This is a genomic window from Pseudomonas sp. FG-3G, assembly GCF_901007645.1.
In the GTDB taxonomy this organism is placed as follows: domain Bacteria; phylum Pseudomonadota; class Gammaproteobacteria; order Pseudomonadales; family Pseudomonadaceae; genus Aquipseudomonas; species Aquipseudomonas rhizophila.
Window position 1 is genome coordinate 62591 of record NZ_CAAKGZ010000021.1, and the last position, 17885, is coordinate 80475.

The window sequence follows — 17885 nt, forward strand, 5'->3', positions numbered from 1 at the left end:
CATCCAAAACTTCATCGGGATCATGCCGAGATAAGGAGAAAATTCATTCATTTGTGCTGTAGGCTTCTGTTCTGTAAAGGTTTTTCCTTCAGGAATGGCGCGCTGATTACCTTCGCTGTCGCCGGCGAACGTTTGCCGAAGCGGCCGATGATTGGAGCTACATAGAGGCCGCGTGAGACCAGCATTAACCGCCCTACCTTGGTCAATCGAGAGAAGGCCTGGTCCACGGCCGCTCGACTAGCCAAATGGAGAAACTCTTTCGGTGCTAGCACTCCTTCCTCTGGGAGAAGAATGCTGTGTTCGATTATGGTTTCAGGAAGGGATTTCATGCTGCACGGGCGGCGCATGCCGTGCTCCACCAGCAAGTGGACAGCGCCAATCAGGCGTTCAGAACGGATTCTATAATCGCTCTATAATCAACTATAAAGCCCATCCTAGAGCGGCTTGAGCCACCGGCCAATTCCCTTAGGTCGTTGCTGTCGCTGACGCGTATGAAGCCTCTGGTCCGCTGTCCGCAGGTGCTCTGATTCAAACTTGTTGGTACGTTTTCTGTCTTCAGGCTGGCCACGAACCGCGGAATTATCTGCAATTATCTCGACATAGATAATTGCAGATAATTCCCGCAATTTGTGGCCGGCTCGAGATCAGAGAATTGGAGAAAATGCCGGGTTAGGAAGGCCTGCAAACAGCCATGGTCGAGGCTTTGCGCTTCGACGCGTACAACACAACGGTGTGCTGCTCAGTACTGAAGCCCCGCCAGAAGTGACAAAGGCGGCCTCAACGAGACCGCCTCAAACCAAGTTTCATCACCGGTATACGTACCCGGGAGAGGAAGCTCTTGGGCAGATTTCAATAATAACACCGATCAAAGCGTCACTGCCAAAGCCCCCATGCCCTGACGAGCCGCCTTCAGGTAGTGTTCATTTGGTCTGTCACGAAGCTACGGTGCGGATGGTTCGAGACCATCATGCGTAAACTCGGGGCCAAGATGGCATTATCAAAAGGCCAATTATTCTGGGGGCAGTTATGGGCAGGCTCCACGAAAGACTGGGTTTGCCGAAAGGTCACTACTATCTGCACGTCGCTGTGCTGGCTGGCCTGCCGGTTTCGTTGATATCCGATTTGGCAAGCGAGTTGGAACGATCGTCGGAGCAGATCGCGGAGTGGGTCACTGCGTCCCCCGACAGTACCGTGATGTCTATGCAGGCAGGTGAGATGTTCTGTCGTCTTATCGAGATCCTCGATGCGCTATTGGAACTGCACGAAGGTGATCTAGGAGGTACGCTCCGCTGGCTAACGGCACCGAATGTCGTGCTGTCCAATGAGAAGCCGGTCGAGCTACTGGCAACCGAATTTGGTACGCGCGCCGTGCGGCAGGCTATTCGTGCGATTGAATATGGACTGCCAGTTTGATCCCTGACGAGGGCGGTCTTCGAGCTGGAAACACTGGGTCATGTACCGGTTTCATTACCGCTGCCAGTGAGCGGCATATGCCCTAATAGCTTCAGGTGCATGGCAGCTTCGGCCAAGCGCTCTTGCAGGTTCTGCACTTGCTGCGCCTGGGTCGCGGAGGTCTCGCTCAGCCGTGACACTTCCTCCCGCAATGTGCTGCAGCGCTGTTCCAGGGCTTCATTCGCGCGCTCAGTGCCGATTAACGCGCTCTGGGCGGACTCCAAGGCCTGAACCTTCTGCGCCAGTAGCTGTCGCTGCGCATGCTGCTCTTTTTGCAACTGCCGCGACTCTGCGAGCAGGCGCGCATTGTCGCGGTTCAGCTGGGTCAACTCGTCCTGTTTGACGATCAGGGTCTGCTGCAATTGCCGTAGTTCCAGTTGTAGTTGCTGCACCTGCGACTCGTGCCGGCGCTGCTCCTGCTCACGCTGTTCCTTGCTGGCCTGGCGATAGTGCTCCAGGGCATCGCGAGCATGTTGATGCTTATCTTCCAACGAGCAAATCTGCTCGTCGCGGTCTCGCAGGCGCGCTTCCTGGTCGTGTTTGGCTTGCTGCAGGCGGGCATTCTCTATGTCGGACTGCTGGCGGTGCTGCTGCTCCTGCTGCAGTGCTTGCTGTGCAGCTTGGAGCTGCTCCGTGAATCCAGCGCACTGACCTTCCAACTGCTGGACACGGCTTTCGGCCTGCCGAACTTGGTTCTGGTAATCAAGTCGTTCCCGTGCCAGTTGCTCGCGCTCCTGAGCCACGCCGGCCTTCGCTTCCTCCTTGAGCTGATCCGCCAACTGGGCCACTAGGTTGGCCAACTGCTCGCTGAGCGGCATTGCGGTCGCATTCCGGCCATTGTCTGCGTCTTCGAGCTCTTTCAGATAGCGGTGAATGGTGGTTTTCGAACCAGTATTTCCCAATTCGACACGTATCGCGTCGATGCTGGGGTTGTCACCCCGTGCCAGGATGGCCTGGCGGGCTTTATGAACCAGCGCCTTGTTGATGCCGCCGCGGGCCATGGTTTGCTCCTACTATTTCATAATGTATTACATACCACGTATTTACATATTAATTTTGCATGAAGTAAAGCGAGATTTTAAGGGTTAGATAAGATAAAATAACCGAGGCTTATTAAATTAGATGGACGAAAATGACTGTTTCGCGTTCGTTTCCCAGTACATATAGGGCAAAACCCAGGCGATGAAGGACATCGAGCGCTATCTGCAAGCTGGCACGCGGGAAAACACCCGCCGCAGCTACCAGTCGGCCGTCGAACACTTCGAGGTGACCTGGGGCGGCTTCCTGCCGGCGACCGGCGACAGTATCGTGCGCTACTTGGTGGACTACGCCGACACCCTGAGTCTCAGTACGATGAAACAGCGTCTGGCTGCCCTGGCCCAGTGGCACATCAGCCAGGGCTTCCCCGATCCGACCAAGACGCCCACAGTGCGCCAGGTGCTCAAGGGCATCCGCACCCTGCATCCGGCGCAGGTTAAGCAGGCAGCCCCACTGCAGTTGCAGCACTTAGAGCAGGCGGTTCAGTGGATGAGTCAGGAGGCCGAACGCGCTCGGCAGTCGGGCGACTTGGCAAGCCTGATGCGAAGCAGGCGCGACATGGCGTTATTGTTGATCGGCTTCTGGCGGGGATTTCGCAGCGACGAGCTCTGCCGTCTGCAGGTCGAACATGTTCATGTCGAGGCCGGCGCCGGCATGACTTTATTCTTGCCGCAAAGCAAGGGTGATCGGCAAAACCTTGGCACGACCCATTACGCCCCAGCCCTGAAACGCCTCTGTCCGGTACAAGCCTATCTCGACTGGATCAGTGTCGCCGGCATGGCACGCGGGGCCGTGTTCCGCCGACTGGATCGCTGGGGGCACCTGAACGACAAGGCGTTGCACCCCGGCAGCCTAATCAGCCTGCTACGCCAGATACTGCAGCGCGCAGGTATCTCGGCTGAGCTGTACACCAGCCATTCGCTGCGCCGCGGCTTCGCCACCTGGGCCACGGCCAATGGTTGGGATCTCAAGGCACTGATGACCTACGTGGGCTGGAAGGACATCAAATCAGCCATGCGCTATATCGATCCCGCAATTTCTTTTGGCGGCCTAGCAGCCAGCGCCACCTTTGAAATCAATGCTGGCACTTTGACTCAGATACCAGCTTCTCACTAACATCGACGCAGGACAGGAGTGACTGTGCAATGAGTACACAGACAAGCATCGAATGGACTGAAATGACTTGGAACCCCGTGGTGGGATGCACCAAAGTTTCGCCAGGCTGCAAGCATTGCTATGCCGAGAACATGGCGCACCGGCTACAGGCGATGGGCACACCCGGCTATGAAAATGGATTTCGTCTGAGCCTGCGACCGGAGAAGCTTCAAGAGCCGTTACAGCGTAAGAAGCCGACCATCTACTTCGTAAACTCGATGTCCGACCTGTTCCACGAACACGTACCAGACGATTACATCGATCAGGTTTTCGAGGTGATTCGCAAGGCGTCTCAGCACACATTTCAGATACTCACCAAGCGCGCCGAACGCTTGGCCACATATTTCAGTACTCGGACTCCGCCTGCGAATGCGTGGCTGGGTGTGTCGGTCGAGGATCGCGAATATGGAGTGCCCAGGATCGGCTGCCTACGCCGTATAGACGCCACGATTCGTTTTCTCTCTGTTGAGCCACTACTTGAAGACTTGGGGGAGTTGGACCTGACCGACATCCATTGGGTGATTGTTGGCGGTGAGTCTGGCCCCAAGGCTCGACCAATGAAGCAAGAGTGGGTCGACAGTATCCATAAGCAGTGCGATGCCTCCGACTCAGCCTTTTTCTTCAAGCAATGGGGTGGCTGGGGCGCCGATGGTGTAAAACGCTCGAAAAAGGCCAACGGGCGGCTGTTGAACGGCCAGACCTGGGATGAAATTCCGCTGCTCAATCTCGCCTGACACAAAAATAAGGAATAGCGATGGCCAAGGATGACGAGAAGTATCGTTGGGACTGGTTAACTCAGACGTTCCCCACCATTGATCCGCACAGCAAGATCAAACATCAGATTATCGATGAGTACATACAGGCCTACATCGATGTTCTGATGCGAAATCAGCAGATGCCGGAATTGGGATTGTCTATAGTTGATGGTTTCAGCGGTGGTGGCATCTACCATGACGGCGCTGGCGGTACCCACTTCGGCTCTCCAGTAATTGCATTGGAAGCCATTCAAGAATCAGAAGTGCGTAATAACCAGGATCGTATCAAGCCCCGCGCCATACGCTCACAGCACCACTTCGTGGATGTGAAGCCTGAGAACATTGCTTGCCTGCATGCTGTGCTGGCCACTCGAGGTCATGCTCCTCGAGTGGGTCAAGATGTACACCTACACAGCGCCGAATTCACCCAGGCCCTGCCAATCATCGCGCAAAAGCTGAAACAGTTCGGTAAAGGTGAGCGTGTGCTCTTCCTGCTGGATCAGTACGGATACGGCGACGTTCCTTTCCCCAGAATCAAATGGATCTTCCAGAACCTGAGCAGTGCCGAGGTTCTGCTCACGTTCAACGTCGACTTTCTGGTGACGTACCTTGCTGACCGACAAGCCAATCGCAAAGCCATTTCCAATATTGGCCTAGATCACCATGTGCCATGGAGCACGTTGAAGGATTTGAAGGCTCATCAGCCTCGAAACTGGCAATACATCATCCAGCGCTTTCTGTCAGAGGGCATCAAGCAAGAAAGCGGCGCGGAGTACATGACGGTTTTTTTCATCCGCCCAGCCGGCAACAACCCGATGGCCTATTGGTTTATCCACCTGGCAAACAACTACCGTGCTAACGATGTGATGAAGAAGATTCACTGGAAGTACGGCAATAATTTTTCCCATATGCTGTCACCGTCCAGTTTTTTCGGTTACGACGCCAATCGCGATATCGCCGTAACTGGGCAGCCTGATCTTCTTTTGGATGAACACCACTTTGACGATGCTACGGACGACCGTATCCGTGGCGAGCTCTCAGAGCTCCTCCCCAGGCAGATTTATGATCGTGAGCGGCAGCCGTTCCGCGGACTAATGACCGGGCTGACGAATTACACTATGGCGGACGAGCTACGTGTAAAGCAGGCCCTGGATATGGCGATCGCTACAGGTGATGTGCTTGCGGTCGACAAGGATGGGAAAACGAAACGTCGCAAGGGCACAAGTATCAAGTCCACTGACACACTGATTGCTCCGCCACAGAGGCCAATGTTTTTTCTGCCGCCAGTGAAAAAGGCAAAGCCCGAAAGCTGATCGCAATCAATGAGGTCACACGCGAAAGCGGATCACGGCTTATGGTTCTGCTGGCCTCTGCCAGGCTGCCGGGTCGCTCTATAATGCCTTTTATAGTCGATTATAAAGTGATTATAGAGCGACTATAGAATTTGAATTTTTGGCCCACTTTATAAACCCACGCTGACGGAAATTCGTTCCGATAGCGGTTCGAGCTGCGAATGGGATCGGAACCAACGCTTTGCACAACCGCTGACCAATAAATTGCATTCCAGCTGACCACGTGCCTGCATTCGACTTGACCATCGCACGTCGTACTGACGACTGGCAGAGAAAGGCCGACTCTGTTGAAAAAGTAGCTTTAGCCGGCAGAACCAGCGATAGACCAGGTTCAGGTGCACCTCTTCGCACAATTAATTGTCGCTCTGAACGGATGCCGTAGCAGTACCCGACGACCAGTAATGCGCACCATCAATTCCGGGTCAATCGAGGGGCGTCCGATGGGGCTGGAGAAATCCACTAGGTAGGCACGTAAGTCACTAAGAGCCTGTTCACGATCTTTTGAGCAGCAGCACAAGGAAGGCCAAGTGGATGAACTGCAAGCTGGTATTGAGTTTGCGCTCGCAGTTCTTCCACAACCGACGACACTTCTCGAGCCAGGCGAAGGATCGTTCTGGATCGGGCTCACTCCAACGACTGAAGTAGGCGTGTACCGTCCGCCACTTGGGGTAGTCAGTCGGTAGCATCAGCCACTCTTGAGCAGGTACAACGCGGCGCACCAAACCTCATACAGGTCTACTGACCTGGGCTTAGTCTTCTTGCGCACGCTCTCTAGCAGCGGCCTTATCTGTTCGAATTGTTCGCGACTCACGTCGCTCGGGTATTGAGTCTTTCGCATCGGGTAATTATCCCGTCGCGAAAAGATCGTGAACAAGCTCTAAGCTACATCCGATCTAAGTATGTATCCAGACATAAAAAGCCCCGGACATGCCGGGGCGCAAACGAAGTCCTGGATTTGAGGCCGACACAAATTGAGTCAGGACTTCAAAACTCTTTATCAGGCTCGGTGCATCAATACACGGGTAACCCGGCGCTCCTGCACCTCGGCGACCGTTAGCTGCCAGCCCTCGAACGCAAGTTGATCGCCCTTGACCGGCAACCGATCCAGCAGGTTGATAACGAAGCCGGCCAGGGTCTGATAGTCGTCGGTTGGCCTGGCATGGAAGCCAATTCGTTCATGCAGCAGGTTCAGGTTCAAGGCCGCGCTGACCAGATAACCGCCATCTTCCTCAACCACATCCGGGCCTTCGATTTCGCTGGCATCGGGTAGCTCACCCGCAATCGACTCCATGATGTCGGTCATCGTCACCAGGCCAATAAATCCGCCGAATTCATCGACCACGAAGGCTATATGAGTGGATTCGCCGCGCATCAACTCCAGCGCGTTCAGAATCGAGCAGGTTTCCGGCAGATTGAGCGAGGCGCGCACCAGGTTTTCTGGGTTAGGTCGGTTGCCGGTCAGCAGTTCTTTGAACAGCTCTTTCTTGTGCACATAGCCCAGCGGCTCATCGATTTGCCCATCACGGATAACCACCAGTCGCGAGTGGGCTGAGTTCATCAAGGCTTGGCGAATTTCATCGTAGCTATCCGCTAGGTCGATATGGTCAATGTCGGTGCGCACGGTCATCACCGTACGTACTGGACGCTCCGCCAACTGAAGGACTCCACTGATCATCACACGCTCCCTGCGCCCGAATACGGCATCGACACTTTGCTCTCCCAGCATGTCTGAAATTTCTTCGCCAACTTCATCAACGCCAACGTGGCGTCCGCCCATCAGGCGCAGTACGGCATGCGCCGTGCGCTCGCGGATAGTGCGCTCGCCCTGAAGGTTTTTCTTGCGCCGCCAACGCGATATCTGGTTGAACATCTCGATCAGGATCGAGAAGCCAATGGCCGCGTACAGGTAGCCTTTGGGTATCTCGAAGCCAAGACCATCGGCAGTCAGGCTCATGCCGATCATCATCAAAAAGCCCAGGCAGAGCATGATCACGGTCGGGTGGGCGTTGACGAATGCCGTTAGCGGCTTACTGGCAATAATCATCAGACCGATGGAGATAACCACCGCAATCATCATCACTTCCAGATGTTCAACCATGCCCACGGCGGTGATGACCGCATCCAGCGAGAACACCGCGTCCAGCACCACGATCTGCGCCACGATAGGCCAGAACAGGGCGTAGGTTGTGCTGCCGCGCTGCTGGATGACATGCCCTTCGAGGCGCTCGTGCAATTCCATGGTGGCTTTGAACAGCAGGAACACACCACCGAACAGCATGATCAGGTCGCGTCCGGAGAAGCTCTTGCCGAACACCTCGATCAGCGGCTCGGTCAGGGTTACCAGCCAGGACAGGCTGGCGAGCAGACCCAGGCGCATAATCAAGGCCAGCGAGAGGCCGATCACCCGTGCGCGATCACGCTGCTCGGGCGGCAGCTTGTCCGCCAGGATGGCAATAAACACCAGGTTGTCGATGCCCAGAACGATCTCCAGGACAATCAGGGTCAACAAACCTAACCAGGCTGTCGGGTCAGCAATCCATTCCATAAGGAAATTTTCTCAGCTCTCAGTAATCAAGATGTTGTGCAGGAAATACAGCGCAGTCTTGGCCATCGCCCAGATAACGCCGGAGATCAGTACCAGGCCGATGCAGCCAATCAGACTGCCAAACAGGATCAGCAGGCCGTCGCGCTCGATCATGCCCAGGGCCATAAAGGCAATGGCCACGGCAGGCAGCAAATTGCCCAGCGGGATGGGTAGGGTCAGCACCACCGCCAGCAGCAGGCAAAAGACCCCGAATACGCGTTCGCCGGCCTTGCCACTGAAGCCCAGCCAACGAGGCTTCATTAGGCGTTCCAGCCTCTCCAGCCAGGGCGCGACGCGCTCAACCAGGCGGCGGAAGTCGCTCAGTGCCATGGAACGGTTCGCCACCCAGTTCGGCAGCATCGGCTTGGGTAGGCCGATCACCATTTGCAGGGCAACGATGGTCAATGGGATGCCCGTGACTGTAGACAGGCCAGGAATACCAAGGATGGGTAAGGTATTGGGTAGCGCGAAGATCAGCAGGAGAAAGCCGAATGCGCGGGTTTCCAGCAGTTCGCCAAGGTCACGCAAGGTGACGCGCTCGCGCAGGTGTGAGGCGACAAAGTTGCGCAGAAGGCTGGAGGTGCGTGGCGAGCCGCTACTGGGAGGCTCCTGGTGGGTTGTCATCGAAATCGGCAATTGCTTTGGGCCGCTGAGAATACACAGAAGATTCGCGTTTCGTTAGTAGGTGAGTATTACAAATCCTGGCTCACTGAGAGTCAGTCCAGTAGGGCTGGCACTGCTCCGATGAATGGGCGTGCCCAGGGGGCTTCACAATCACCACATAGAGGTATAGCGTAGAGATTATTACCTAATCAGTATTTTACTCTACATGAATAATTGGCTATCCCTCATCATCGCCTTGCCGACCGCCAACGCCACCGAGCGCATGCGCGCATGGCGTGCCCTCAAGGGCAGTGGCGCTGCGGTTCTGCGTGATGGGGTCTATTTGCTGCCCGACACTCCCGCCTGCCGGGAAGCGTTGGAAGCTGTTGAGCGCGACATCCTGGGTAGCAATGGCACAGCCTTTCTGTTGCCAATCAATGATCCGCAAGGCGAGCGTTTTATCGAGCTATTCGACCGTAGCGAGGACTACGCCAAGCTGCGCGTCGAGATCGAGGCGTGCCAGGCCCAACTGACTTCGGACAACGCCCTCACCAGCACCAAGCAGGTACGCAAACTGCGCAAGGCCTTTGCGCAGCTTGCGGCCATCGATTTCTTTCCTGCGGCAGCGCGGCAACAGACAGATACAGCACTTAAAACACTGGAGACGGCCATCAGTCGCGCGCTGTCGCAGGATGAGCCGAGCAGCCACGATCAGCCTATCGAACAGCTGGATCGTCGCGACTACCAAGGCCGTCTCTGGGCTACGCGCAAGCGGCCCTGGGTCGACCGCCTGGCCAGTGCCTGGCTGATTAGGCGCTGCATTGATCCGACTGCCTGCATTCTCTGGCTGGATACACCAAGTGATTGCCCGACCGATGCTCTGGGGTTCGATTTCGACGGCGCGACCTTCAGCCATGTGGGCAGTCGCGTCACCTTCGAAACCCTACAAGCCAGCTTTGCGCTTGCCGAGCCAGGCCTAAACCGTATCGCGGCTTTGGTGCATTACCTAGATGTCGGTGGTGTGCAACCCGCCGAGGCTATCGGCATCGAGCGTGTATTGGCCGGGCTGCGCGAGACCATTCTCAATGACGACCACCTACTGACTGCTGCCTGCGCCATCTTCGATGGGCTGCTGGCGGCATTTGTGAAAGAAGAGACCTCTGATGAATGAAACCACACTGCCACCCGTAGAACAGGCTCCGCCGCAGGCCGAGTCTGTCAGTCTGTTCCAGGCTTTTTTGTTCTGGCTCAAGCTTGGCTTTATCAGCTTCGGCGGCCCGGCTGGGCAGATCTCGATCATGCACCAGGAGCTGGTGGAGCGCCGGCGCTGGATCTCCGAGCGGCGTTTTCTGCATGCCCTGAACTACTGCATGTTGCTGCCCGGCCCGGAGGCCCAGCAATTGGCTACCTATATCGGCTGGCTGATGCACCGTACCTGGGGCGGGGTGATTGCCGGTGTGCTGTTCGTGCTGCCTTCGCTGTTTATCCTGATCGCGCTGTCGTGGGTCTATATCGCCTTTGGCGATGTGCCGGTGGTGGCCGGGCTGTTCTACGGGATCAAGCCCGCCGTGACCGCCATCGTGGTGCAGGCCGCTCACCGCATCGGTTCGCGCGCCCTGAAGAACAACTGGCTGTGGGCGATAGCCGCTGCTTCATTCGTGGCCATCTTCGCCCTAAACCTGCCGTTCCCGCTGATCGTGCTGGGTGCGGCGGTGATTGGTTATCTCGGCGGGCGATTCGCGCCGCAGAAATTCAGCGTCGGTGGTGGGCATGGCGCGGCCAAGCAGTCTTACGGCCCTGCGCTGATTGATGACGACACCCCGACGCCGGAACATGCACGCTTTCGCTGGCCACGCCTGGCCTTGCTGGCAGTCATAGGTGCGGCGCTGTGGGCGTTGCCCATGGGATTGCTGACTGCCCTGTTCGGTTGGGAAGGCACCCTGACACAGATGGGCTGGTTCTTCACCAAGGCCGCGTTGCTGACCTTTGGTGGTGCCTATGCAGTGCTGCCCTATGTCTACCAAGGTGCAGTCGGCCACTATGGCTGGCTGACCCCGACACAGATGATTGATGGCTTGGCCTTGGGCGAGACCACGCCGGGGCCGCTGATCATGGTGGTGGCCTTTGTCGGTTTCGTCGGTGGGTATGTGCAGCAGGTGTTCGGTGCCGATCAGGCCTTCTTGGCCGGAGCCGTGGCCGCCAGCCTGGTTACTTGGTTCACCTTCTTGCCGTCCTTCCTGTTCATCCTGGCGGGCGGCCCGTTGGTGGAGTCGACCCACAACGAACTGAAGTTCACTGCTCCTTTGACGGCCATCACCGCCGCCGTGGTTGGGGTGATCCTCAACTTAGCGTTGTTCTTCGGTTATCACGTGCTCTGGCCGCAAGGTTTCACCGGCCACTTCGATTGGCCATCAGCACTGATCGCGCTGGCAGCAGCCGTTGCTCTGTTCCGCTTCAAACGTGGCGTTATCCAGGTGCTGGTGGCTTGTGCGCTGGTTGGGCTGGCGGCACACCTGCTGCAAAACTGAGAGGTGGAGAATGAGCCGAATCTCGATCTGCGAACTGGCTGAGTGGCAGGCCGCAGGGCGGACGTTCAGCCTGCTGGATGTACGCCGCACGAGCGTTCGGCTTGCCGATGCCACAGAAATCCCCGGTGCACACTGGCGTGATCCCGAGGAGGTATTCACCTGGAAGGATCAGGTTCCACGGGACAGGCCAGTGATTCTCTATTGCGCCAAGGGCCACGAAATCAGCCAGGGCATCGCCGCCACACTGGAGGCCATGGGCCTGGATGCGCGCTACTTGATCGATGGTTTTACTGGCTGGCACGGTGCCGGCCAGCCCACCCGGAGCCTATCCAGCTAGGCAGGAGGTGCAGCATGAAGTGGATCACCCGCGAACGCCCGAAGATTGACCGGATCGCCTGCCCCTGGTTGATCACCCGGTTTATCGACCCCGAGCCACAGTTTCTCTATGTGCCGAGTGGCGATGTGCTGCGCCTGGCACGAGAGCAAGACGCTACGCCTTACGACATCCCTGGTGTGGAACTCAGCCACGAAGGCGAACTGTGCAGCTTCGATGCATTCCTGACCAAGTACCAGCTGGATGAGCCGGCCTTGCAGCAACTGGCGCAGATAGTGCGCGGTGCCGATACCTCAAGGCTGGATCTCACGCCTCAGTCGGCAGGGCTGTATGCCATCTCGCTGGGGTTGTCGCAGACCTTCGCCGACGACCATGAAATGCTCCGCCACGGCTTGGTCATGTACGACGCCCTGTATGCCTGGTGCAAGGACTGCCAGGGCGAGTCGCATAACTGGCCGCCGCAGATGTGAAGCGGCAGCCGCTGGTACTAGCCGAGCGAGCGGATCAGGTGCAGTGCTGCCAGATGCCCAGGGTAGAACCAATAGCCCCAGCGCTTGACTGGCCAAATCCTGAAATGGCTCGGTCGACGCAGCAGCCACAACCCGAGCAAGGGGGCGGCGAACGCTGCGAGCAGAATCAGCACCGTAAAGGGCTGCAACTCCCACTCTGCAAGCCAGCGATTACGACTGTTGGCCAGCAGGCACAGTGCGGCAGGCAATAGCCACACAAGGCCAGTGCGCTGAATGGCCAGGAGCAATGCTGCCGGCAGTAGTGCGCCGAAAACGCCGTACATCAGCCGCTCCTGGATCAGCACTGCCACAGCCATGCCAGTAAGAGCCAGGACAAAACCATCGCGTCCGCGGTGGTGCGCCCCCCAGGCGATCAGCAGGCCCAGCATCAGCGTGGGCATCACGTTGATCGTGCTGCTGTCGCTGGAAAGCAGGCGATAGGGCAGCTCCGAGATCACGGCAAACGCCGCCATCCAGCCCAGGTAGCGAACGTTGTCATCGGTGTACAAGGCTCCCGATTGTGAGCGCGCCACGTTGGCTGCGATCCCCAAGCAGAACAGCGGGAACGCCAAGCGACCCACGATGAACAACCATTCGGTGTCAGGCCAGACGTAGCGCAGGTGATCCAGCAGCATGGTTAGCATCGCCAGCCACTTGATCAGATCCAGGTTGGTGTCGCGCGCCTGCGGGCTCATCCGAGCCACCCCAGTGTCAGCGCCACCAGCGCCAGATAGCGGCTGACCTTGGCCAGTGTCACGATCAACAAAAAGCTCCAGAAGGGTTCACGCATGACGCCAGCGACCACGGTAAGTGGATCACCAATGATCGGCACCCAACTGAGCAGCAGCGACCAGCGACCGAAGCGGTGGTAAGCCTGCTGGGCTTTTTCCAGTTTGCCTTCGCTGACGGGAAACCAGCGTTTGTGCCGGTAGTGCTCGATGGAGCGGCCCAGCAGCCAGTTCAGCGCCGAGCCCAGCACATTGCCCGTGGTGGCCACCGCCAGCAGTGTCCAGGCGGCATAGCGGTCGGTCAGCAGCAACCCGACCAGTACCGCCTCCGACTGCATGGGCAGCAGCGTGGCGGCACCGAAGGCAGCGAGGAACAGGCCAAAATAGCCGGATAACTCCCACATCGGCTAGGCGTTCAGGCCGATCCAGCCGTGGAAGCCGACGTACACCCCCACGCCGATGATCAGCAGGCTGGAGAGGTAAGGTGCGCGACGCGCCACGGCACCAAGCCAGGGCCAGCGATTGGAGGCTTGGCGAGCGCCGATGGCGGCGGCAGCGCCCACGCTGACCAGGGTGATGGCCAGACCAATGCTGAAGCACAGCACCAAAACGGCCCCCAGCGCGACTTCTTTCACTTGCAGGCAGAGCAGCAGCACGGTGATCGCTGCTGGGCAGGGAATCAGCCCGCCCGTCAAACCGAACAGGATGATCTGGCCCGTGGTGACGTTGCGGTTGCTGAAGCGTTTGCGGATGTCGTTGGCATGCGCCCGCTCATGGGCATCCTGGTAGCCCTCCAGCGACAGCTCCAGGCCCTCCAGTTCTGCATGATCATGGTCATGACCGTGGCCGTGCTCGTGGAACTCCAGATCATAGTCGTGAGAATGACCGGCATGGCCGAGGCTCAGGCGCGCAGTGAATTCGTGGGGTTCGGGAATCTCGTCCACTGACTCCAGGTAGTCACCCCGGTCGACGAAGCGAAACTGCTGGGCCAGTCCATCGTGGCGAGTCGTCAGCAGGCTCACTTCAGCAGCCGGCCAGGCATGGCCAGTCAAGATATTCAGTCGCCAGCGCGGAGGCACACCCCCTTCGAAGATCGACAGTTCGATGCGCCCATGCCCGGTGTCGATGCGCTGCGTTTCATCGTGGGGGTGATGGTCATGCTGATGATCATCGCCTTCCTCGAAGCGCCACATCTGCTCGCCACGCCAGGTGCGCCAAAGCATCCACAGGGCGATGGTGATGATGATGGCGGCAGACGCGAGCTGGAAATACGGCTCGGTGGTTTCGGCATTCAGGTTCTGCCCCAGGTACATGCCAGCCATGGCCACCAGCCAGACCACTGCGGTGTGCGAAAGCGTTGCGGCCAGTCCCAGCAGAACGGCCTGCTTCACCGTGCCGCGAATGGCCACGATAAACGCCGCCATCATGGTTTTTGAATGCCCAGGCTCTAGGCCGTGCAAGGCACCTAGCAGGATGGCACTGGGGAAGTACAGCCAGGCCTGCGCGGTGCCTGATTGCAATAACTCGTTGAAACCAAGCATGAAATATCCTTTGTGCCGATTGCTATTCGCTTCGGCTGAGCGCTCTCGCTGCTTAGGGCAGGCAAGTAGTGAGGTGATTACGTGGCCTTGTCAGATCAGTTCGATGCCGAAACGGCGGACGCATAAGGCAAACAAACCGAAACAGCCCGCCGTGGCAACGATGTAGATCAGCAACGCTGGCCAGAAACCAAAGCGAGGCAGAAGCAGGGGGAACGCAAGTAGCATCGGCAGGGTGGGCAACACGTACCAGAAGGTGTACCAGGCATGGTTGGCGATCTTTTCTGCTGATTGGTTTTCAATGTTTAGCCAGATCAGTGTCAGAACGGTAATGAGCGGCAGGGCGGCAATCAGGCCACCAAACTTGTCGCTATGTTTCGCCGCTTCCGAGACCACGACGACCACTATTGCTGTGAGGAAATATTTACTGATAACCCAGGCCATCTCGTATCTCCCAGAACGCTATTTCTGATGCCCTTTGCTTTGCGGGGTGTTCTCAGAGGTACTTGGTGATCTGCTTGAAGTCCTCCAGCGATGTGCGCTCACCTGTCGCGAGTGCTTCGACTGTGTGTTCCAGGCAGTGATCAATATGGTCCTGGATAAGCACGCGCTTGGCCTGGCAGACTGCTTTTTCCACGGCATGCAGCTGCTGGGCGATGTCGACGCAGGCCCGACCGTCTTCGATCATGCTGACGGTGCTGCGCAGGTGCCCCTCCGCACGCTTCAACCTTTTGACGATATCGCCATGGCTTTGGTGCGGGTGGCCGTGTTCGTGATCGCTCATGCCTTGAGTCTCATGCGTCGATGAATTAGGCTCGCATGCTATCCCCCCTGAGGGGATATGGTCAAACCGGCCAGCCCTGCAAAAAAACCAATCGCCCAGGCATTCAAAGAACCACGACATGCTCAGCAAACCCATCAGCACCAAGGTGATTTTTGCCCTTGCTCTCGCCATCTTGATGGCCTGGGCTGGGCATACCTCTGCGCTGTTTATGGGGGCCAGCCAATCTGCTGGAGGCAACAGCGGCGGTGCTCATTTGCATGCGCACGACGACAGCCTACTTGCCTGTGCGGCATGCGCGGATCACTACCACTCCTCGCTGACCGCAGACCATGTGCATGAAATACCGCACCTGACCATGCTGCTGAGCATCACCACGCTGCCAGAACGCGCGCTGCGGATAGAAGCTCCTCGTGACTCCACCCCTCCCAGCCCGATCTTTCTGATCGAACGGCCACCCCGCCCCACATTCGTGCTCTGACACAGGCCGCTATGCGGCCCAAAGGACGCGCGCGTCCATCGCGTCAATACCACTACCGATTCCAGGTTGGCCAATACGGGCGAGTCATGCCCCGAGAACGCTGAATGACCAAGACTATTTTACTGACGGGATTCGAGCCGTTCGCCGGCAATACACTCAACTCGTCCTGGGAAGCTGTTCGCGCGCTCGCCGGTCAACGCATCGGCCACGAACATGTCGTCGTGAGTGAACTGCTGCCCTGTGCTTTCGACGATTCGCTTCAGCTACTGAACCAATTGATCGAGTTGCATCAGCCGGAAGTCGTCGTGGCGGTTGGTCAGGCTGGTGGCCGTACGGCCTTCTCGCTAGAGCGAGTTGCCATCAACCTGAAAGATGCCGCAATACCCGACAATGCGGGGCAGCAGCCAGTAGACCAGCCGATCCTGGAAGATGGGCCTGCGGCCTACTTCTCGACCCTACCCATCAAGGCAATCGTCGCCAGATTGCGTGAACACGGCATCCCCGCCGAGGTATCCCAGAGCGCAGGCACCTACGTGTGCAACACGGTCTTCTATGGCCTGATGCATGCGCTAAACAACCTTCAGCGCCCAGTCAGAGCCGGGTTCGTACACATTCCATTGCTCCCCGCGCAGGCGGCGAACAAGGCGGGCGCCCCGAGCATGGCGGAGCCGATCATCGCCGAAGGCCTTCGCCTTGCTCTATCGGTCGCGCTGTCGGTAAAGCAAGACCTGAAGCTCAGCGGCGGAACGACACATTAATCTGAAACCACTGCGCGCAAGCCCTCGTAAATGCACAGATCAGCCGGTGCGCGTGGTTCTAGCTTCAATCTCAAGGTATCCAATGTTAACCAAGACGCTTTTAGTGGCCATGCTGGCAGGTCTGCTAGCGACCAGCGCCCTCGCCGACGACTATCGATACAGCGACACACACCTGCATTATGTGGATTTCTTTCAAACCAGTGCCGGCATGCAGCCATTGCTCAAGGAAATGGCCGCAGCCAAGATCGACCATGCGATGCTCACAGGGATCTCGGTTGCCAAGGAGTGGGACGAGAATGAGCCCAAGCGCCCGCGCTACTATGCGGGTGACGACGCAAGAGCCTACTGGTACAGCGCCACCGACACCCTGATCGCCCACGCCTACAAACAGTTGCCGGCGGAGCAGCGTAAGCGCTTTCACCCCTTTATTTCAGGGTTCAACCCGAATGACATGAATGCTGACGCACAAATCCGGCGCTTGTTGGAACTAGATCCAGGCCTGTGGCAAGGAATCGGTGAGGTCTTCACCCGTCACGACTATTTGACTGCCCTGATTTATGGCAAAGCACCGCGCGCGAACAGCAAAGCATTGGCCAGGGTGTACCGGGTAGCCGCCGAATTCGACCTTCCCGTATTGCTTCACTCCAACATTACCTCCAAGCGCGAACGCAACCCGCTTTACCTCGGTGAGTTCGAGGAAGCACTGCGCTCCAACCCGGACGTGCGTTTCATCTGGGCTCATGCGGGAACGAGCATGGGAATCTATCGAGCTCAAGGCAAGATGGATTTTCTGCTGCCGACCCTGGAACAACTGCTGGGCAAGTATGCAAATCTCTACATCGATTTGTCTTGGTCCGTACTCCATCCCTATTTGGTGGACGAGCAGGGTAAGCCCGACCCGCTGTGGGTGGACCTGGTTACACGTTTTCCAACCCGTTTTATGGTCGGCTCTGACGTAGTGGGCACCTTTGGAAGCCTGGGCAAGTATATGTCCGGGTTCGACCCATTTCTGGAGGCTCTGCCACACAAGGTGGCGCACCAGGTTGCCTTGTCGAATTTCGTCTCGGTGCTTCCGGCAGAAAGGCGAAAGCAGATCCAATAAGTACAGCCTTGGACGGCAATGGTGTCTGCTACCAGGGAAAACGCGCATGAGCCAGGCGTTTTCCGCCTGCCTATTCGACGGCGGCTGAAGTAAGCCAAAAGTATGGCGATTTCAGCTCATCCCTATGACTTGGGTACGGATGGCCGTGTTCCTGATCGCTGATGCCTTGAGTCTCATGCGTCAATGA

Annotated in this window: 20 protein-coding genes and 2 pseudogenes; 11 read left to right on the top strand and 11 right to left on the bottom strand. The window is 57.6% G+C overall.

Annotation, left to right across the window (positions count from 1 at the left end):
* Window positions 1-47: 47 nt before the first annotated feature.
* The gene (locus PSEUDOMOFG3G_RS12555) at window positions 48-347 is read right to left on the bottom strand and encodes a hypothetical protein (RefSeq protein WP_139050111.1); all 300 of its coding nucleotides are present in this window, start codon (window positions 345-347) and stop codon (window positions 48-50) included.
* 679 nt (window positions 348-1026) lie between these two features.
* Here PSEUDOMOFG3G_RS12555 and PSEUDOMOFG3G_RS12560 point away from each other — a divergent pair.
* The gene (locus PSEUDOMOFG3G_RS12560; protein ID WP_139050112.1) at window positions 1027-1413 is read left to right on the top strand and encodes an antitoxin Xre/MbcA/ParS toxin-binding domain-containing protein; all 387 of its coding nucleotides are present in this window, start codon (window positions 1027-1029) and stop codon (window positions 1411-1413) included.
* Window positions 1414-1451: 38 nt separating this feature from the next.
* Here the strand turns inward: PSEUDOMOFG3G_RS12560 and PSEUDOMOFG3G_RS12565 are convergent, their stop codons facing one another.
* Window positions 1452-2453, bottom strand: coding sequence for a DNA-binding protein (locus PSEUDOMOFG3G_RS12565; RefSeq protein WP_139050113.1), 1002 nt, complete (start codon window positions 2451-2453; stop codon window positions 1452-1454).
* A 181-nt stretch (window positions 2454-2634) separates the two neighbouring features.
* Here PSEUDOMOFG3G_RS12565 and PSEUDOMOFG3G_RS12570 point away from each other — a divergent pair, with 181 nt between their 5' ends.
* Genes PSEUDOMOFG3G_RS12570 through PSEUDOMOFG3G_RS12580 form a run of 3 tightly spaced genes read left to right on the top strand, consistent with a single transcriptional unit; the run spans window position 2635 to window position 5713 of the window.
* Entirely contained in the window at window positions 2635-3606 is a 972-nt protein-coding gene (locus PSEUDOMOFG3G_RS12570) for a site-specific integrase (RefSeq protein ID WP_139050114.1), read from the top strand.
* 29 nt (window positions 3607-3635) lie between these two features.
* Window positions 3636-4379 (top strand): phage Gp37/Gp68 family protein, encoded by a 744-nt coding sequence (locus PSEUDOMOFG3G_RS12575; RefSeq protein WP_139050115.1) that lies wholly within the window; start codon window positions 3636-3638, stop codon window positions 4377-4379.
* A 20-nt stretch (window positions 4380-4399) separates the two neighbouring features.
* Window positions 4400-5713 (top strand): three-Cys-motif partner protein TcmP, encoded by a 1314-nt coding sequence (locus PSEUDOMOFG3G_RS12580; protein WP_139050116.1) that lies wholly within the window; start codon window positions 4400-4402, stop codon window positions 5711-5713.
* Between the two features lie 335 nt (window positions 5714-6048).
* Here PSEUDOMOFG3G_RS12580 and PSEUDOMOFG3G_RS12585 read toward each other — a convergent pair.
* The 4 genes and pseudogenes from PSEUDOMOFG3G_RS12585 to PSEUDOMOFG3G_RS12600 all read right to left on the bottom strand — a co-directional run.
* Window positions 6049-6236 (bottom strand): annotated as a pseudogene (locus PSEUDOMOFG3G_RS12585) (transposase); the annotation flags it as partial.
* Between the two features lie 7 nt (window positions 6237-6243).
* Window positions 6244-6590 (bottom strand): annotated as a pseudogene (locus tag PSEUDOMOFG3G_RS12590) (transposase).
* Window positions 6591-6749: 159 nt separating this feature from the next.
* The gene (locus tag PSEUDOMOFG3G_RS12595) at window positions 6750-8297 is read right to left on the bottom strand and encodes a TerC family protein (protein WP_139050117.1); all 1548 of its coding nucleotides are present in this window, start codon (window positions 8295-8297) and stop codon (window positions 6750-6752) included.
* Window positions 8298-8309: 12 nt separating this feature from the next.
* Window positions 8310-8960, bottom strand: a complete 651-nt coding sequence (locus PSEUDOMOFG3G_RS12600; protein WP_139050118.1) for an exopolysaccharide biosynthesis protein — start codon at window positions 8958-8960, stop codon at window positions 8310-8312.
* A 205-nt stretch (window positions 8961-9165) separates the two neighbouring features.
* Here PSEUDOMOFG3G_RS12600 and PSEUDOMOFG3G_RS12605 point away from each other — a divergent pair, with 205 nt between their 5' ends.
* From PSEUDOMOFG3G_RS12605 to PSEUDOMOFG3G_RS12620, 4 genes are read left to right on the top strand one after another with little or no spacing between them, the layout of a single operon-like run.
* Window positions 9166-10110 carry a chromate resistance protein ChrB domain-containing protein gene (locus PSEUDOMOFG3G_RS12605; RefSeq protein WP_139050119.1) on the top strand — a complete coding sequence of 315 codons (945 nt, stop codon included), beginning with the start codon at window positions 9166-9168 and terminating at the stop codon, window positions 10108-10110.
* On the top strand, window positions 10103-11467 hold the full coding sequence (gene chrA / locus PSEUDOMOFG3G_RS12610) for a chromate efflux transporter (protein ID WP_139050120.1): 1365 nt from the start codon (window positions 10103-10105) through the stop codon (window positions 11465-11467). The genes PSEUDOMOFG3G_RS12605 and chrA overlap by 8 nt, the downstream gene beginning before the upstream one ends.
* 10 nt (window positions 11468-11477) lie before the next feature.
* Window positions 11478-11804 carry a rhodanese-like domain-containing protein gene (locus PSEUDOMOFG3G_RS12615; protein WP_139050121.1) on the top strand — a complete coding sequence of 109 codons (327 nt, stop codon included), beginning with the start codon at window positions 11478-11480 and terminating at the stop codon, window positions 11802-11804.
* 14 nt (window positions 11805-11818) lie between these two features.
* Window positions 11819-12271 (top strand): chromate resistance protein ChrB domain-containing protein, encoded by a 453-nt coding sequence (locus PSEUDOMOFG3G_RS12620; protein WP_139050122.1) that lies wholly within the window; start codon window positions 11819-11821, stop codon window positions 12269-12271.
* A 17-nt stretch (window positions 12272-12288) separates the two neighbouring features.
* Here the strand turns inward: PSEUDOMOFG3G_RS12620 and PSEUDOMOFG3G_RS12625 are convergent, their stop codons facing one another.
* The 5 genes from PSEUDOMOFG3G_RS12625 to PSEUDOMOFG3G_RS12645 all read right to left on the bottom strand — a co-directional run bounded on the left by PSEUDOMOFG3G_RS12625 (window position 12289) and on the right by PSEUDOMOFG3G_RS12645 (window position 15360).
* Window positions 12289-13005, bottom strand: a complete 717-nt coding sequence (locus PSEUDOMOFG3G_RS12625) for a TraX family protein (RefSeq protein WP_139050123.1) — start codon at window positions 13003-13005, stop codon at window positions 12289-12291.
* Window positions 13002-13442 (bottom strand): YqaA family protein, encoded by a 441-nt coding sequence (locus tag PSEUDOMOFG3G_RS12630; RefSeq protein ID WP_139050124.1) that lies wholly within the window; start codon window positions 13440-13442, stop codon window positions 13002-13004. Before PSEUDOMOFG3G_RS12630 ends, PSEUDOMOFG3G_RS12625 begins: the two co-directional genes overlap by 4 nt.
* Window positions 13443-13445: 3 nt before the next feature.
* On the bottom strand, window positions 13446-14579 hold the full coding sequence (gene mrdH / locus PSEUDOMOFG3G_RS12635; protein ID WP_139050125.1) for a Ni(II)/Co(II) efflux transporter permease subunit MrdH: 1134 nt from the start codon (window positions 14577-14579) through the stop codon (window positions 13446-13448).
* Between the two features lie 90 nt (window positions 14580-14669).
* Complete coding sequence (locus PSEUDOMOFG3G_RS12640) at window positions 14670-15020, bottom strand: DUF3147 family protein (protein WP_139050126.1); 351 nt, start codon at window positions 15018-15020, stop codon at window positions 14670-14672.
* A gap of 52 nt (window positions 15021-15072) precedes the next feature.
* Window positions 15073-15360 carry a metal-sensing transcriptional repressor gene (locus PSEUDOMOFG3G_RS12645; protein ID WP_139050127.1) on the bottom strand — a complete coding sequence of 96 codons (288 nt, stop codon included), beginning with the start codon at window positions 15358-15360 and terminating at the stop codon, window positions 15073-15075.
* A gap of 118 nt (window positions 15361-15478) precedes the next feature.
* On the opposite strand from PSEUDOMOFG3G_RS12645, the gene PSEUDOMOFG3G_RS12650 reads away from it, so the two are divergent.
* The 3 genes from PSEUDOMOFG3G_RS12650 (at window position 15479) to PSEUDOMOFG3G_RS12660 (ending at window position 17698) form a co-directional block, all read left to right on the top strand.
* Entirely contained in the window at window positions 15479-15838 is a 360-nt protein-coding gene (locus PSEUDOMOFG3G_RS12650) for a hypothetical protein (protein WP_139050128.1), read from the top strand.
* A gap of 104 nt (window positions 15839-15942) precedes the next feature.
* Window positions 15943-16596 (top strand): pyroglutamyl-peptidase I, encoded by a 654-nt coding sequence (gene pcp / locus PSEUDOMOFG3G_RS12655; RefSeq protein WP_139050129.1) that lies wholly within the window; start codon window positions 15943-15945, stop codon window positions 16594-16596.
* Between the two features lie 82 nt (window positions 16597-16678).
* Window positions 16679-17698: an amidohydrolase family protein gene (locus tag PSEUDOMOFG3G_RS12660; protein WP_139050130.1), complete on the top strand. Its 1020-nt coding sequence runs from the start codon at window positions 16679-16681 to the stop codon at window positions 17696-17698.
* The last annotated feature ends 187 nt before the right edge of the window (window positions 17699-17885 follow it).